The 15,106-nt window shown below is 55.7% G+C and carries 16 protein-coding genes; all 16 read left to right on the top strand.

Annotated features, from left to right (window positions below; translation table 11 throughout):
• Positions 1-8 precede the first annotated feature (8 nt).
• The 16 genes from nadB to lysS all read left to right on the top strand — a co-directional run bounded on the left by nadB (position 9) and on the right by lysS (position 14,918).
• Positions 9-1,625 carry an L-aspartate oxidase gene (gene nadB / locus ABD796_RS30065; protein ID WP_344915578.1) on the top strand — a complete coding sequence of 539 codons (1,617 nt, stop codon included), beginning with the start codon at positions 9-11 and terminating at the stop codon, positions 1,623-1,625.
• The gene (nadC, locus tag ABD796_RS30060) at positions 1,615-2,487 is read left to right on the top strand and encodes a carboxylating nicotinate-nucleotide diphosphorylase (RefSeq protein WP_344915422.1); all 873 of its coding nucleotides are present in this window, start codon (positions 1,615-1,617) and stop codon (positions 2,485-2,487) included. Before nadB ends, nadC begins: the two co-directional genes overlap by 11 nt.
• Positions 2,484-3,248 carry a type III pantothenate kinase gene (locus ABD796_RS30055; protein WP_344915420.1) on the top strand — a complete coding sequence of 255 codons (765 nt, stop codon included), beginning with the start codon at positions 2,484-2,486 and terminating at the stop codon, positions 3,246-3,248. Before nadC ends, ABD796_RS30055 begins: the two co-directional genes overlap by 4 nt.
• 63 nt (positions 3,249-3,311) lie before the next feature.
• Positions 3,312-4,187 (top strand): Hsp33 family molecular chaperone HslO, encoded by an 876-nt coding sequence (gene hslO / locus ABD796_RS30050; protein WP_344915418.1) that lies wholly within the window; start codon positions 3,312-3,314, stop codon positions 4,185-4,187.
• A 36-nt stretch (positions 4,188-4,223) separates the two neighbouring features.
• Positions 4,224-5,180, top strand: coding sequence for a peptidylprolyl isomerase (locus ABD796_RS30045; protein ID WP_344915416.1), 957 nt, complete (start codon positions 4,224-4,226; stop codon positions 5,178-5,180).
• Between the two features lie 118 nt (positions 5,181-5,298).
• On the top strand, positions 5,299-6,237 hold the full coding sequence (gene cysK / locus ABD796_RS30040) for a cysteine synthase A (RefSeq protein WP_344915414.1): 939 nt from the start codon (positions 5,299-5,301) through the stop codon (positions 6,235-6,237).
• A 131-nt stretch (positions 6,238-6,368) separates the two neighbouring features.
• Positions 6,369-7,946: an anthranilate synthase component I family protein gene (locus ABD796_RS30035; RefSeq protein ID WP_344915412.1), complete on the top strand. Its 1,578-nt coding sequence runs from the start codon at positions 6,369-6,371 to the stop codon at positions 7,944-7,946.
• Positions 7,947-7,952: 6 nt separating this feature from the next.
• Positions 7,953-8,540, top strand: coding sequence for an aminodeoxychorismate/anthranilate synthase component II (gene pabA, locus ABD796_RS30030; protein ID WP_344915410.1), 588 nt, complete (start codon positions 7,953-7,955; stop codon positions 8,538-8,540).
• Positions 8,537-9,412 carry an aminodeoxychorismate lyase gene (pabC, locus tag ABD796_RS30025; RefSeq protein ID WP_344915408.1) on the top strand — a complete coding sequence of 292 codons (876 nt, stop codon included), beginning with the start codon at positions 8,537-8,539 and terminating at the stop codon, positions 9,410-9,412. Before pabA ends, pabC begins: the two co-directional genes overlap by 4 nt.
• A 166-nt stretch (positions 9,413-9,578) precedes the next feature.
• Positions 9,579-10,361, top strand: coding sequence for a dihydropteroate synthase (folP, locus tag ABD796_RS30020; protein ID WP_344915576.1), 783 nt, complete (start codon positions 9,579-9,581; stop codon positions 10,359-10,361).
• A 98-nt stretch (positions 10,362-10,459) separates the two neighbouring features.
• A complete protein-coding gene (folB, locus tag ABD796_RS30015) occupies positions 10,460-10,828 on the top strand; it encodes a dihydroneopterin aldolase (RefSeq protein ID WP_344915406.1) in 369 nt (122 codons plus the stop codon).
• The gene (gene folK, locus ABD796_RS30010; protein ID WP_344915404.1) at positions 10,825-11,400 is read left to right on the top strand and encodes a 2-amino-4-hydroxy-6-hydroxymethyldihydropteridine diphosphokinase; all 576 of its coding nucleotides are present in this window, start codon (positions 10,825-10,827) and stop codon (positions 11,398-11,400) included. The genes folB and folK overlap by 4 nt, the downstream gene beginning before the upstream one ends.
• Complete coding sequence (locus tag ABD796_RS30005) at positions 11,352-11,576, top strand: helix-turn-helix domain-containing protein (protein WP_344915402.1); 225 nt, start codon at positions 11,352-11,354, stop codon at positions 11,574-11,576. The genes folK and ABD796_RS30005 overlap by 49 nt, the downstream gene beginning before the upstream one ends.
• Before the next feature lie 8 nt (positions 11,577-11,584).
• Positions 11,585-12,598, top strand: coding sequence for a tRNA dihydrouridine synthase DusB (gene dusB, locus ABD796_RS30000; protein ID WP_344915400.1), 1,014 nt, complete (start codon positions 11,585-11,587; stop codon positions 12,596-12,598).
• Between the two features lie 218 nt (positions 12,599-12,816).
• Positions 12,817-13,293, top strand: a complete 477-nt coding sequence (gene greA, locus ABD796_RS29995) for a transcription elongation factor GreA (RefSeq protein ID WP_344915398.1) — start codon at positions 12,817-12,819, stop codon at positions 13,291-13,293.
• Between the two features lie 122 nt (positions 13,294-13,415).
• Positions 13,416-14,918: a lysine--tRNA ligase gene (gene lysS, locus ABD796_RS29990; RefSeq protein WP_344915396.1), complete on the top strand. Its 1,503-nt coding sequence runs from the start codon at positions 13,416-13,418 to the stop codon at positions 14,916-14,918.
• Positions 14,919-15,106 lie beyond the last annotated feature (188 nt).

Here is a 15,106-nt window from a genome sequence, read left to right as displayed (position 1 = left end):
TGATCGTTATGGTGCCGCGTTATTTAATCGATTTCTCGCTGGATAAGCTGCCGTGCGTCGATACCGACGTGATGGTCATCGGTGCGGGCATTGCCGGCTTGTTCACTACGATCGGGGCGAGCGAGACCGATAAGGTTCTTATGATTACAAAGCCGAAGTCGTTGCTGGAAAGCAACACGCGGTACGCCCAAGGAGGCATAGCCGCCGTTATTTCGGACGAAGACTCGCCCGAATACCACCGTCAGGACACGCTGGTCGCAGGGGCGGGGCTGTGCGATCTGGACGCGGTGGAGGTGCTAGTCCATGCCGGTCCGGACGGGGTGAAAGATCTGGTCGGTATGGGTACGCAATTCGATCTGGAGAATGGCGAGTATGCGCTTACGAAAGAAGGCGCTCACAGTCAGCGCCGCATCTTGCACTCCAACGGGGATGCGACTGGCGCCGAGATTGTTCGGGCGCTGTCCGAGAAGACGCGGCAAAATAAAAACGTCACCATTTGGGACGATCATTTCGTCATCGATCTGATTACGGCCGACGGCGAGTGCTACGGGGCGATCGTTCAGAAACCCGACGGAACGCGGGTGTTCGTTCGGGCTAAAGCTACGATTCTTTGTTCGGGCGGAGCGGGGCAATTGTACCGCTACACGACGAACCCGGAGATCGCCACCGGCGACGGTATCGCAATGGCTTACCGGGCGGGAGCGGTCGTCCGTGATGTCGAGTTCGTCCAATTCCACCCGACTGCGCTCTGCTATCCGGGCGCTCCGCGGTTCCTCATTTCCGAGGCTGTGCGCGGGGAAGGGGCGGTGCTTCGCAACATTAAGGGAGAGCGGTTCATGGAAAGATACGATCCGCAGCTAGAGTTGGCACCCCGCGATATTGTTGCCAGAGCGATCCTCGACGAGATGGCCGAGACGAAGTCCACCTTTGTCTACATCGATATTACTCACGAAGCGCCGGAGATGGTCAAGCACCGGTTCCCGAATATTTACGAATTTTGTCTGAATTACGGACTGGATCTGACCTCGGATTGGATTCCGGTAGCTCCGGCGGCGCATTATATGATGGGCGGAGTGAAAACCGACCTTAACGGGGAGACTTCCATCAAGCGGCTTTACGCATGCGGGGAAGTATCGTCTACCGGGGTTCATGGGGCTAACCGGCTGGCAAGCAATTCGCTTTCCGAAGCGATCGTCTTCGGCAGGCGCATCGTGCAGCATATCCGCAAGCTCGCGCCGATTACAAAAATGCCGCTCATTGCCGAGCACAGCCATCAATCCGAACATCCGATTCAGGCGATCGTCGAGAAGCGGTTGAAGCTCCAAAAGGTGATGCTGCGATACGTCGGCTTGAAACGGAATGCAAGCGGCCTCGAAAAAGGTCTGGACGAGCTGCGGCGTCAAGTCAAAATCTATAGCACCTGTTTGACCAAGCGGGAAGAATACGAGTTCGCCAACTTGTTGACGCTTGCCATGCTGACCACGGAATCCGCGCTGCTCCGCGAGGAGAGCCGGGGAGGGCATTACCGGGAGGATTTCCCGGATAAAAACGACAACGTCTGGCGGAAGCACACGCAGCTTCAGCGCGAAGCAGGGATAACGGAGGAACCTATTCATGTCGTTTAACGTAAATAATGAACAATTGACGCGCAACATACGTCTATGGTTAGAGGAAGACATCGGAACCGGGGATGTTACAACGACGACTACTATACCTTTAGACCAACAGTCTAAAGGTATTATTCATGTTAAGGAAACGGGTATTGCCGCAGGCATTCCGATCGCGGAGCAAGTATTTCGCGTTGTCGACCCGAGTCTCGTGTTCATCTCCAACGTTCAAGACGGAGCCTCTATCGACAAAGGAACCGTGTTGGCGGAAGTGAGTGGGAGCACGCGCAGCATTTTGCTCGGCGAACGGCTTGCCTTGAATTTGCTGCAGCGGCTGTCCGGTATCGCCACCCGCACGCGCCAGTTCGTCAATGCGCTGGAAGGTCTTTCGGTCCGTCTCGTCGATACGCGCAAGACGACTCCCGGCCATCGCTCGCTGGAAAAGTACGCGGTTCGCATAGGTGGCGGGCATAATCACCGTTTCGGCTTGTACGACGCCGTCATGATCAAGGACAATCATATCAAGGGTGCCGGCGGTATCCAGGCGGCCGTCGTAGCGGCGCGCGCGCAAATCCCCCATACGATGAAGATCGAGGTGGAGGTCGAGTCGTTCGCGCAGCTTAACGAGGCGCTGGAGGCGGGAGCCGATATCATCATGCTGGACAATATGACGCCCGACGTGATGAAGCAAGCCGTGGCGATTATCCGCGCGCGGTCTCCGCATCTGGTTGTGGAAGCGTCCGGCTCGGTTACGCTGCAATCGATCCGGGACATCGCTTTGTCCGGGGTGGACGTCATTTCGGTCGGCCGGCTCACGTATTCCGTCCAGTCGCTGGACATTAGCCTGGACCTGAACGAGAAGAAGGCGGGGCCATCGTGAACCTGGTCGTGGATGTAGGCAACACCAATATCGTGCTCGGCATCTACGAGGACAGGAAGCTGCTCCACCATTGGCGGCTTAGCACGAATCGTTCGGCGACCGTGGACGAGTACGGCATCATGGTCAATAATCTATTTCGGCTTGCCGGCATCTCCGAGGACCGAATCGAGGGGGTCATTATTTCCTCCGTCGTTCCTCCGCTGATGTTTGTGTTGGAGAGTCTTTGCGTAAAATATGTTAAGAAGAAGCCGTTGATCGTCGGCCCCGGCATCAAAACCGGGCTGAACCTGCGGATTGAAAATCCTCGCGAAGTGGGCGCGGACCGCATCGTCAACGCCGTAGCGGGCATCGAGCAATACGGCTCTCCGTTGATTATCGTCGATTTTGGCACGGCCACTACTTATGATTACATAGACGAGAAGGGGCAGCTGCTGGGCTGCGCGATCGCGCCCGGCATCGGCATATCGACGGAGGCGCTGTATGAGAGGGCCGCTAAGCTGCCGCGAATCGAGCTGGCTCGCCCGAAAAGCACCGTCGGCCGCAATACTGTTTCCGCGATGCAGGCCGGTATTATATTCGGCTACGCCGGTCAAGTCGACGGCATTGTGCAACGCATAAGGGAAGAATTCAACCCGGAGGCCAAGGTCGTGGCAACTGGCGGACACGCCGAGCTGATCGCAGGAGAAGCACGCACGGTCGAGTACATCAATCCTTTGTTGACGCTGCAAGGTTTGCAGCTTATTTACGAAAGAAACCGCTAATCGCTTTTCCTGGAAAAACCGATAAAAGAAAGCATAAGCCTAACGTTGAAAGGAAACAAAGCCATGCAAGATTATTTGATACGGGCAACCGCATTGGACGGCCGGCTTCGCGCATTTGCCGCCAACACGACAGGAATTGTCGAAGAGCTGCGCAGACGCCACGGTACGACACCTGTAGCTACGGCCGCGCTGGGCCGCACCGCAACCGCCGGAGTGATGATGGGCGCAATGCTGAAAGGGGAGGAAAGGCTGACCATCCAAGTAAAAGGCGACGGCCCGCTGGGGCAAATCGTCGTCGACGCCGATTCGAAAGGCGATGTCAGAGGTTATGTCGACAACCCCCATGTCGATTTGCCGCTGAATGAGCGGGGCAAGCTGGATGTTTCCGGAGCCGTTGGCGGAGGGCAACTATATGTGATCAAGGACTTGGGTCTGAAAGAGCCTTACCGCGGCAGCGTGCCGATCATTTCGGGAGAACTGGGCGAGGACTTTACCTACTATTTCGCTAAATCCGAGCAGACGCCTTCCGCTGTTGCGCTCGGCGTATTGATAGCAACCGACTATTCCGTGCAGACATCGGGTGGATTCATCATGCAACTGCTGCCGGGTATGAGCGACGAGGAGATCGCCGATATCGAGCAGAAGCTGTCCGAGCTTCCGCCGATAACGACGATGCTTGCCGAAGGCGCGGATCTGGAGGACATCCTGAAACGTCTGGTTGATTCCGTCCAGGTGCTGGAGCGGACCGATATCCGCTTCCGGTGCAAATGCTCGCGGGAACGCGTCGAGCAAACTTTAATCAGCATCGGGCGTGAAGAGATCGAGCAGATTATACGCGAGGACGGAAAGGCGGAAGTGGTTTGTCACTTCTGCAACGAAGCTTATGCATATAACGGAGATGACCTCCATAATCTGGTGGAGAGACTGACGGATCAATAACGGAATGGTCTAGATCGAACATGGGGAGTTTTTCGGATGCGGAGCGTTAAATTGCTGTGGGGCGTCATTGCCGTACTGCTGGCCGCCGTCCTGGCGCTGACGATGCTGCTTGGCCGCAGCGGGGCCCGATCTCCCAAGGCGGGGGAACCGCCTTCCGTACCGGAGCCGTCAGAGCAAGGAACCCAGCAGTCCAAGGTCGTGGCCGTAATCGGAGGCCGTACGATTACCGCGGGACAATTGCAGCAGCGCCTTGCAGACAAATATGGAGCGGAAATGGTAAACCTGCTGCTTGACCGGGAGGCAATCAGGCTGGAAGCCGAGCAGGTGGGCGTGACGGTGAGCCGCGAAGAGATAGAAGCCGAATTGCAGCGGATGCAAGCGGGATACGAGAACGAAACGCAGTTTTACAAGTCGATGAAGGAACAGTTGGGCCTGTCCAAATCGGAGCTCAATGAAGATGTGTACTACAAGCTGCTGCTGGAGCATCTGGCGCTGAGGAATATACAAGTATCGGAAGCCCAGATCGATGCTTACATCAAGGAACACCCCGAAGAATTCAAAAACTACGTACAGTTCCATTTGCTGAAGATCGAAGTAAAGACAAAGGACGAGGCTGCGCGGATCGTTCAGGATTTGCAAAATGGAGCGGACTTTTCTTCCCTGGCCCGTAAACTCTCGATCGACAGTTCGACGTCAAGCAAAGGCGGCGATATGGGGTGGGTGGAAGAGAACGACAGTTTTCTTCCGTCGATCATCATCGAGACGGCCCGCGGCTTGAAGCCGAACGAGTACAGCAAACCGATTATGCTCAAAGGCACCGCGGCCGTTATTTTGCTGAAAGAGAAAAAGGAAATCAAACGTTCCGCGGACAGCCAGCAAAGAGCGTATATCCGCAAAGAGCTCGGTTTGCAGCAGGCGACTCCGCTCCAACAGCTAGTCCGTACGTTAAGAGAAAAGAGACAGGCCGAAATATTGGACCCGGAGCTGAGATAAAGGGTCAAAAGGTTCATTTTTTAGTTGACAAGCATGTGTCAGGTTGATAAGATGGTAGTAATAATGCCGACAAAACAACTCGGAATAATAATGAATGCATATACGGGAGGGTAAATTCATGGCTAAGCTCGTACAAAGCATTACACAATTGATCGGTGATACTCCGCTGGTTCGTCTGAACCGGGTCGTTCCCGAAGATAGCGCGGAAATCTACGTTAAGCTGGAATATCAAAACCCGGGAGCAAGCGTAAAGGACCGGATCGCAATCAGCATGATCGAAACAGCCGAGAAGGAAGGCAAGCTGAAACCGGGCGACACGATTATCGAGCCTACCAGCGGCAACACCGGGATCGGGCTTGCGATGGTAGCCGCAGCCAAGGGATACAAGGCGATTCTCGTTATGCCGGAGACGATGAGCATCGAGCGTCGCAACCTGCTCCGCGCTTACGGCGCTCAGCTTGTGCTGACCCCAGGACCGGAAGGCATGAAAGGCGCGATCAAGCGGGCCGAGGAATTGGCTGCCGAAAATCCGTCCTACTTCATTCCGCAGCAGTTCAAGAATCAGGCGAACGTGAAAGTGCATATCGAAACGACCGGCCCGGAAATCGTGGAAGCGATTCGCTCCCATGACGGCAAGCTGGACGCTTTTATTGCCGGCATCGGAACCGGCGGTACGATTACAGGCGCAGGCAAAGTGCTGCGCGAGAACTTCCCGGACATCCAAATTTATGCGGTCGAGCCTTCGGCGTCGCCGGTATTGTCGGGCGGCAAGCCGGGCCCGCATAAAATACAAGGGATCGGCGCAGGTTTCGTTCCGGATATACTGAATACCGATATTTATAACGAAGTCATTCAAGTCGATAACGAAGACGCATTCGAAACATCGCGTCGGGTTGCGAAAGAAGAAGGCATTCTCGGAGGCATTTCTTCCGGCGCCGCCATATTCGCCGCTTTGAAGGTAGCCAAGGAGCTCGGCAAAGGCAAACGCGTCGTGGCCATTATCCCGAGCAACGGCGAGCGGTACTTGAGCACTCCGCTGTATCAATTTGACGAATAATCGGATAGCGAACCAGCCCCTCCTCGGAGGGGCTGATGCTTTTCCTAGCAAATTCTAGAGAACCTATAGATGTAGTCGGAATAATAGATCGGGTCAATGGTTCACTATAGGAAAACAGGGGGAGGCACGTTGTGGCTTTAACGTCGCTGGAGCAGTGGAAACAATGGGCGGTCGAGTACGAAAACTTGCCCTATATTCGCAAATTCGCCGATGCTCGAGGCGTGCCGGCATCTTGGGAGCCGTTGTGGGAAGGAACGGGCAAGCCTTCCTTCGTGCTGGAAAGCGGGAAGAGCGGACGGTATACATACTTCGGAGCGGCCCCGGTGGCGACGGTAACCGGGAAGGGAGACTGCGCTCGGATAGTCGAGTATGACGTTGACGCGCAAGGGCCGTCCGCGGCAGGCGTGGAGAGTGAAACCCGCGGATTGCCGCTTGAGATCGTCAAGTCGTTCATGCACCCTTTCCGATCGCCGATCGTCGACGGCGCGCCGCCGTTTACCGGCGGTTGCGTAGGCTTCTGGTCCTATGACGTGGCGCGATCGATCGAGCGTTTGCCTGTCCGGGCTGAAGACGATCTGCAGCTTCCGGACTACGATTTCATGATGGTGCGTCAAGTGTGGGCTTACGATTTGCAGGAGCGCGCGCTTTATTGCGTTGTCCATCAGCCCGTTCCGTTCGCCGGGCGGAACGACGATTGGCAGTCTGCCTTGGAACAACGGTATGCGGAGGCGGCCGCAGAGGCGGAACGGATGGCGGAGCGGTGGAACGACGCCTCGGCGGCCGCCGATTCGGACGAGCAAGCCTTGGCTCGCAGCCGCGCGTTGGAGACGGTGACCCGCCGGGAGGCGTTGGCGATCGAAGTGGAGTCGCTGCCGGGTATCGAGCTTTCTTTTACCAAAGATCGTTTCATGGAGGCAGTCCGGCGCATTCAAAGCTATATCGCCGCGGGCGACGTATTCCAGATCAATCTGTCCGTGCGGCAAAGCCGGGAACTGGAACGGGAGCCCGAGGAAATCTACGAGTGGCTGCGTCTCTTGAATCCGTCGCCTTACATGAGTCTGCTGCGTTTTCCCGGCTACACGATCGTATCGGGGTCCCCTGAATTATTGGTCAAATGCTCGGCGGGCGTTCTGGAGACAAGGCCGATTGCGGGTACGCGGCCTCGCGGGGGCGACGAGCAGGAGGATGCGAGACTGGCGGAGGAGATGCTGGCGAACGAGAAAGAACGTGCGGAGCATGTCATGCTTGTCGATTTGCTGCGCAACGACCTCGGACGGGTATCACGTTACGGGACGGTGAAGGTAACTGATCTGATGGTTGTGGAACGCTACTCCCATGTCATGCATATCGTCTCCCATGTCGAGGGGCGGCTGGCCGACGGCAAGGACGCATTCGACGTCATTGCAGCCACGTTTCCAGGCGGAACGATAACGGGGGCGCCGAAAATCCGCACGATGCAAATTATCGAAGAACTGGAGCCTGTCCGCCGGGGTCCGTATACCGGCTCGATCGGATGGATTGACTATAACGGCGATATGGAATTAAATATAGTTATACGGACGCTGGTCGTCCGCGACGGGGTCGGTTACGTGCAGTCTGGCGCCGGCATCGTGATCGATTCGGACCCTGAACGGGAATTCACGGAATCGCTGAACAAAGCGAAGGCGTTATGGAAAGCGATTCTATATAGCGAGAATGCGAGGAGTTGAGCCGAGATGATATTGGTTATCGACAATTACGATTCGTTCACTTACAATCTGGTGCAGTACTTGGGGGAAATCGGGCAAGAAGTCGTAGTTCGCCGCAACGACGAGATCGATCTGAACGGCATCGAGGCGCTGAAACCGGACCGTATCCTCATTTCGCCCGGGCCTTGTACGCCGAACGAGGCTGGAATCAGTCTGGCGCTGATCGATCATTTCAAAGGCAAGGTTCCGATCTTGGGCGTCTGTCTCGGTCATCAGGCGATCGGACAAGCGTTTGGCGGCGACGTCATCCGCGCGGAGAAGCTGATGCACGGGAAGACATCGGATATATATCATGACGGCAAAACGATTTTCGAAGGAATTCCGTCGCCCTACACGGCTACCCGCTACCATTCGCTGATCGTGCGCCGCGAGACGCTGCCCGACTGCCTGGAGATCAGCGCCGAGACGAAGGACGGCGAAATTATGGGGCTGCGCCATAAGCAATATCCGATCGAAGGGGTGCAATTCCATCCCGAGTCGATCATCACCGACCACGGACTTACTTTGCTGCGAAACTTCGTGGCGATTCCTGCCGCAGCCGGAGCGGAGCAATGAGGATTGCCGTAAACGATCGCATCTGCGACGATAGCGAAGCCGTGATATCGGTTTACGATCACGGCTTCTTGTATGGATTAGGCTTGTTCGAGACGTTTCGCACTTACGGCGGACGTCCGTTTTTGTTGGAAGAGCATTTGCGCCGGCTCGTCAGCGGCTGCGAGGAGCTTGGCATCGCTTATAAGCCGGACCTGCCTCGTCTTAAGGCGCTGGTTGTCCGACTGTTGTCCGACAACAGGCTGGCAGACGGCTATATCCGGCTGTCCGTATCGGCGGGTGAGGACATGCTCGGCTTGCCCGCGGGCGATTACGACAAGCCTAACGTTATTGTCTACGTCAAAGCGCTGCCTCCCCGCGACGAGGCGGCTTACCGGGAAGGGAAGCCGATTCAATTGCTCCGGCTGAGACGCAACAGCCCGGAGGGGGACGTGCGGTTCAAATCGTTTCACTACATGAACAACATTATGGCCAAGCGGGAAATGCGCCGGTACGATTGGACTGCCGGCGCCGAAGGCATTTTTCTGGACTGCTCCGGGCATGTGGCCGAAGGGATTGTCAGCAATTTGTTCTGGACGAGCGGACAAACGTTGTATACGCCCGATTTGGCGACCGGCATCCTTCCGGGGATAACCCGGGATTGGGTCATCGGTCTGGCCCGGTCCGAGGGTATCGAGGTCCGGGAGGGGTTTTACGGATGGGAGGAGCTGATCCGGGCGGAAGAAGTATTTTTGACCAACTCGGTTCAGGAGATCGTGCCCGTCCGGTGCGCCTTCGACATTGCCGGAAAACGATACCCGATCGGCGAGAAAACACCGGGGCCGATAACGAGCCGGTATATGCAAGCATATGCGGAAGCGGTCGGCCGTCTGTAGCCGGAACCGAGCCGACGAAAGAGAAGGAGGCTGCCTGATGAAACTGCATAATGCAGAGAACGAAGGAGCGGACCGTCCGTTCGCGCGCCCGTTCGAGGCCAAGCCGGAGCGAAGGACGCTGCAATGCCGGAATCTTCAGCTTCCTTTGGGCGAACGGACGCTGATTATGGGTATCCTGAATACGACGCCGGATTCGTTCTCCGACGGAGGACAGTACGTAGACGTGGAGAAAGCGGTCGAGAGGGCGTTTCGGATGGTGGAGGAAGGCGCCGACATCATCGATATCGGGGGAGAATCGACGCGGCCGGGAGCCGATCGGGTATCGGCGGAAGAGGAAGCCGGCCGGGTCGTACCCGTTATCGCTGCTTTGATGGAAGCGGGGCTGTCCGTTCCGGTATCGATCGATACGTACAAGGCCGAAGTGGCTCGGGGGGCGCTCGCGGCCGGAGCTCATATCGTGAACGATATATGGGGGTTGAAAGAAAATAACGGCATTGCCTCTGCGGCTGCCGACTACGGTTGCCCCGTCGTGCTGATGCACAACCGTTCCGAGGCCCGATACACGGACTTCATGCCGGAGGTTCTCGGCGATCTTCGCGATAGTATCGAGACGGCTCGTCGGGCGGGGATCCGTGAGGAGCAGATCATCGTAGATCCGGGCATAGGCTTCGGCAAGACGCTGGAGCACAATCTGTTTCTGATGAACCGGCTTCATCGGATTGCCGCCCTCGGCTTTCCAGTCTTGCTGGGTACGTCGCGCAAAAGCATGATCTACCGGACGTTAAACTCGACTCCGCAGGATGCGCTGGAAGGGACGGCGGCGTCCGTGACGCTTGGCATCGCTCAAGGCTGCGCGATCGTACGCGTGCACGACGTGAAGCAAATGAAGCGTGTCGCGGCCATGACCGACGCGATGATCCGCTCGACTTCAGGGGAAAAGCCGGTCTGAACGTTCGGATGCCACCGGAGAATTATTTTGCTCAGCTCCCATTAAACGATGAGTAAATAGATGGATATTGGTATGAATGGAAAAGGCGGTGGGGAACAATGGATAAAATGCATTTGGCCCGTATGCAATTTTACGGCAATCATGGTCTCTTTCCCGAGGAGAACAAGCTGGGGCAGCGATTTTACGTCGACTTGACGCTATCCTTGGACCTGTCGGAGGCCGGCCGCACCGACGAGATCGGTACAACTGTCAATTATGCCGAGCTGTACGAGCGGGTGAAACAGATTGTGGAAGGACGGACGTTCCGCTTGATCGAGGCGCTTGCCGAAAACATTGCATCGGATGTTCTGCATCAGTATACTAATGTAAATGACGTTACGGTTCGCGTCATTAAGCCGCACCCGCCGTTCGATATTCATTTCGATGGCGTTACCGTAGAGATAGTCAGAAAGCGGGAATCGTTATGACGTTGCCGGACGACCGTGCGAGCGGAGCGATAAGCCCGTTACGGCCGCAGCTGGATAAGGAAGCTTACATCGCCTTGGGTTCCAACCTGGGGCAGCGGGAAACGTATTTGCAGGATGCGGTTTATCAGCTTGGGCTTATTCCGGATACGGAAGTGGTCCGGGTTTCGGACATATATGAAACCGAGCCGATCGGCTATGCCGATCAGGGCTCGTTTCTGAATATGGTGGCAGTCGTGCGTACCGCTCTTTCGCCATCCGCCCTGCATGGCGGAATGAAGGAGATCGAGGACCAACTCGGCCGTGTACGAACGATACTGAACGGGCCTCGTACCGTCGACCTGGACCTGCTGCTTATGGACGGGGTAGAGATTGATACGCCGGTGCTGACCGTTCCTCATCCGCGCATGTGGGAGCGGGCATTCGTACTGATTCCATTAAGCGATGTAGCTGGGGGGCAGACCGGTCTGGCTGCGGCCGTTGCCGAGCGCCTGGGCGTATTGGATGGAAAGGAAGGCGTTATCCTTTGGAGCAATTTCAATTGGCGCAGCGCATCCGAGCGTTCCGCAAACTGAAAGGAATGACGCAGGACGAGTTTGCCCGCAAGCTGGGCGTATCGATTGCCGTACTCGGGTCCATCGAACGGGGAACACGCAGAGCGGATGCGAAAATCATCCATAAAATAGCGGAGTCGCTCGAGATCGGCGTTGACGAGCTGCTTCCGAATACGACTTATTCGGAAAGGAAGTGAATGATGATATGCTTAAAATCGGAGGCGTGGAGGTACCGAATCAGGTTGTGCTCGCGCCTATGGCGGGGGTGTGCAACCCGGCCTTTCGGCTTATTGCCAAAGAGTTCGGTTGCGGTCTCGTCTGCGCCGAGATGGTGAGCGATAAAGCGATCCTGCACGGCAACCGGAGGACGATGGAGATGTTGTTCGTGGACGAGCGGGAGAAGCCGCTCAGTCTGCAAATTTTCGGCGGCGATACGGAAACGCTCGTGGAAGCTGCCAAGTACGTGGATGAGAACACGAATGCCGACATTATCGACATCAACATGGGGTGCCCGGTTCCCAAAATTACAAAATGCGACGCGGGAGCCCGTTGGCTTCTCGATCCCGGCAAGATCGAGAAGATGGTCACGGAGGTCGTGCGCTCCGTCAGCAAGCCGGTAACGGTCAAAATGCGGATCGGCTGGGACGACGAGCATGTTTATGCGCTTCAAAACGCCAAGGCCGTCGAGAACGGCGGCGGTTCGGCGGTAAGCGTACATGGCCGTACCCGGGTACAGATGTATACCGGCAAGGCGAATTGGGATATTATCAAAGAAGTGAAAAATACGGTATCCATTCCGGTTATCGGCAACGGGGACGTGTTTACCCCGGAGGATGCCCGGAGAATGCTGGATCATACCGGAGTCGACGGCGTCATGATCGGCCGGGCGGCTTTGGGCAACCCGTGGATGTTGTACCGCACCATTCAATATTTGACCGGCGGGGAGCTGCCGCCGGAGCCGGGCGCCGAGGACAAGATCCGCATCGCTATCCTGCATTTGGACCGTCTGGTCGATTTGAAAGGCGAGCACGTGGCCGTTAAGGAAATGCGCAAGCATATGGCCTGGTACTTGAAGGGTCTGCAAGGCTCTGCGAGGGTCAAGGACGTCATCATGGAACAGACGCGGCGGGACGAGATGGTGCAGACGCTGCATGACTTTATTGCAGGTATTGACGATTCGGGCGGAAATGCCGAGCAAACGGCCGTCCTCGCGCATTAATAGCGCTTTATTGGCGGCTGACGGCTGAGTTTGGCTGACATTGACATTTTTGGCGGCTTGAAATATAATCAAGCAATAGATCAGGCGCCAACCGTTGATAATAGTGGAAAAAGTCATCTCGGCCCAGCCCCGCTAATATATTTAACTTTGTGAATTCATACCGAAAAATCGATCGATTTTCCAGGTAGAAAATCTTCACACGACGGGAGATTCGCAATATGAACGAGAAGGAAGTCCTTCTGACGCAGGAAGGCCTCAAGAAGTTGGAAGAGGAGCTCGAGCATCTCAAGTCGGTCAAGCGCCGTGAAGTAGCCGAGCGGATCAAAGTCGCCATCGGTTACGGGGATATCAGCGAGAACTCCGAATACGAGGATGCCAAGAACGAACAGGCGTTCATCGAAGGACGCGTCATTACGTTGGAGAAGATGCTGCGCAACGCGCGCATTATCAATAACGATGAAGTGGATACGGATACCGTTAACGTCGGTTCGATCGTAACGGTGGAAGATCTGGAGTTTGGCGAAACGGTGGAATACTCGATCGTCGGTACGGCAGAGTCGGACCCGTTTCAAAATAAAATATCGAATGAAAGTCCGGTAGGCAAAGCATTGATCGGCAAGAGAAAAGAATCGATTGTCGACGTTCAGGTTCCTGCTGGAGTTATTCAATATAAAATTATCGATATTAAGAAGTAATCGAAATGGGTTCTTTCGAATTTTGCACATGACGCTCGGCCTTCGAAAAAGCTTCCTTTGGAGGCTTTTTTGTTTCATGATCATGCGCGGACGGCGCACACTGCCTAGGGAGATGAGATCAAGTGAGTCAAGAAGTGGAACTGAACGAAAACGAGCTGCTGGTCATACGGCGCAACAAACTGGACGAGCTGCGCGAGCTGGGTGTCGATCCGTTCGGAAGCAAGTTCGAGCGGACTCATCATGCCAAGGAAGTGCTGGACGCATACGACTCGTTGTCGACCGAGGAGCTGGACGAGGCACATCATGAAGTCTCGCTGGCCGGCCGTATTATGCAGAAGCGCGGGATGGGGAAAGCATCGTTTGCGCATATTCAGGATATAACCGGCCGCATTCAAATCTATGTCCGTCAGGACATGCTGGCGGAGTCGATTTATAAAGCGTTCACCATTCTGGATATCGGCGATATCGTCGGCGTCAAAGGAACCGTCTTCAAGACGAAAACCGGAGAAACCTCGATCAAGGTGCACGGGCTTGAAGTGTTGACCAAGTCGCTTTATCCGCTGCCGGACAAATTCCACGGCTTGAAGGATGTAGAGATGCGCTATCGCCAGCGCTACGTCGATCTGATCGTCAGCCCGGACGTGCAGCAGACGTTTATTACCCGTTCGCGGATCATTCAGTCCATGCGGCGTTATTTGGATTCGCTCGGCTACCTGGAAGTGGAGACGCCGACCTTGCATGCCGTTGCCGGCGGCGCGGCGGCGCGTCCGTTCATTACCCACCACAATGCGCTGGACATGCAGCTCTACATGCGCATTGCCATCGAGCTTCACCTGAAGCGGCTGATCGTCGGCGGTATGGAGAAAGTATACGAAATCGGACGCGTATACCGGAACGAAGGCGTGTCTACGCGCCATAATCCCGAATTTACGATGATCGAGCTGTACGAGGCTTATGCCGATTATCAGGATATCATGAGGTTGACCGAAAACCTCGTTGCGCACATTTCTACGGAAATATTGGGCACGACGGAAATCAAATACCAGGAGAAAGACGTAAGCCTGACTACCCCTTGGCGCCGCATCTCGATGGTGGACGCTATTCGCGAAACGGTAGGGGTGGACTTCAAACAGCAGATGAGCGACGAGGAAGCGCACCGTCTCGCTAAGGAGCACCGGGTTCCGGTAGAGCCTAACATGACGTTCGGCCATATCGTGAATGCCTTCTTTGAACATTTTGTCGAGTCTACGCTGATCCAGCCTACGTTTATTTACGGGCATCCCGTGGCGATCTCGCCTTTGGCCAAGAAGAACGAGGAGGACGACCGGTTTACGGACCGCTTCGAGCTATTTATCGTCGGCCGCGAGCACGCCAACGCGTTTACCGAATTGAACGATCCGATCGACCAGCGCGAGCGGTTCGAAGCGCAACTGGTGGAGAAGGAGCAAGGCAATGACGAAGCGCACGAAATGGACGAGGACTTCATCCGCGCTTTGGAATACGGTATGCCGCCTACCGGCGGGCTGGGCATCGGCATTGATCGGTTGGTCATGCTGTTGACCGATGCTCCATCGATCCGCGACGTGCTGCTGTTCCCTTCCATGCGGGACCGCGCAGCGGAATAAACGGGACAAGAAGACGGATAAGAGCGGGAAGCCCGCCGCAATGCGGGTTTTCCCGTTTTTTTCTGGCGATTTATCTTTTTCGATAATTTTTTTGTAAAAAACACTTGCATTTCGATTGCCGGATGTGATATCTTATAAAAGTCGCCGCTCGGGACCTGAAAATAAAGGAAACGGCGCGAACGCAAGCA

Source organism: Paenibacillus hodogayensis, from assembly GCF_039536325.1.
Classification (GTDB): domain Bacteria; phylum Bacillota; class Bacilli; order Paenibacillales; family NBRC-103111; genus Paenibacillus_AB; species Paenibacillus_AB hodogayensis.
Note: the sequence above shows the minus strand (reverse complement) of the source record. Positions and strands in the feature narration are given on the sequence as shown.

Bases quoted from the DNA above. Each gene is read 5' to 3' on its own strand.
- nadB (WP_344915578.1), top strand. From the start codon at position 9: ATGGTGCCGCGTTATTTAATCGATTTCTCGCTGGATAAGCTGCCGTGC.
- nadC (WP_344915422.1), top strand. From the start codon at position 1,615: ATGTCGTTTAACGTAAATAATGAACAATTGACGCGCAACATACGTCTA.
- hslO (WP_344915418.1), top strand. From the start codon at position 3,312: ATGCAAGATTATTTGATACGGGCAACCGCATTGGACGGCCGGCTTCGC.
- ABD796_RS30045 (WP_344915416.1), top strand. From the start codon at position 4,224: ATGCGGAGCGTTAAATTGCTGTGGGGCGTCATTGCCGTACTGCTGGCC.
- cysK (WP_344915414.1), top strand. From the start codon at position 5,299: ATGGCTAAGCTCGTACAAAGCATTACACAATTGATCGGTGATACTCCG.
- pabA (WP_344915410.1), top strand. From the start codon at position 7,953: ATGATATTGGTTATCGACAATTACGATTCGTTCACTTACAATCTGGTG.
- pabC (WP_344915408.1), top strand. From the start codon at position 8,537: ATGAGGATTGCCGTAAACGATCGCATCTGCGACGATAGCGAAGCCGTG.
- folP (WP_344915576.1), top strand. From the start codon at position 9,579: ATGGGTATCCTGAATACGACGCCGGATTCGTTCTCCGACGGAGGACAG.
- folB (WP_344915406.1), top strand. From the start codon at position 10,460: ATGGATAAAATGCATTTGGCCCGTATGCAATTTTACGGCAATCATGGT.
- folK (WP_344915404.1), top strand. From the start codon at position 10,825: ATGACGTTGCCGGACGACCGTGCGAGCGGAGCGATAAGCCCGTTACGG.
- dusB (WP_344915400.1), top strand. From the start codon at position 11,585: ATGCTTAAAATCGGAGGCGTGGAGGTACCGAATCAGGTTGTGCTCGCG.
- greA (WP_344915398.1), top strand. From the start codon at position 12,817: ATGAACGAGAAGGAAGTCCTTCTGACGCAGGAAGGCCTCAAGAAGTTG.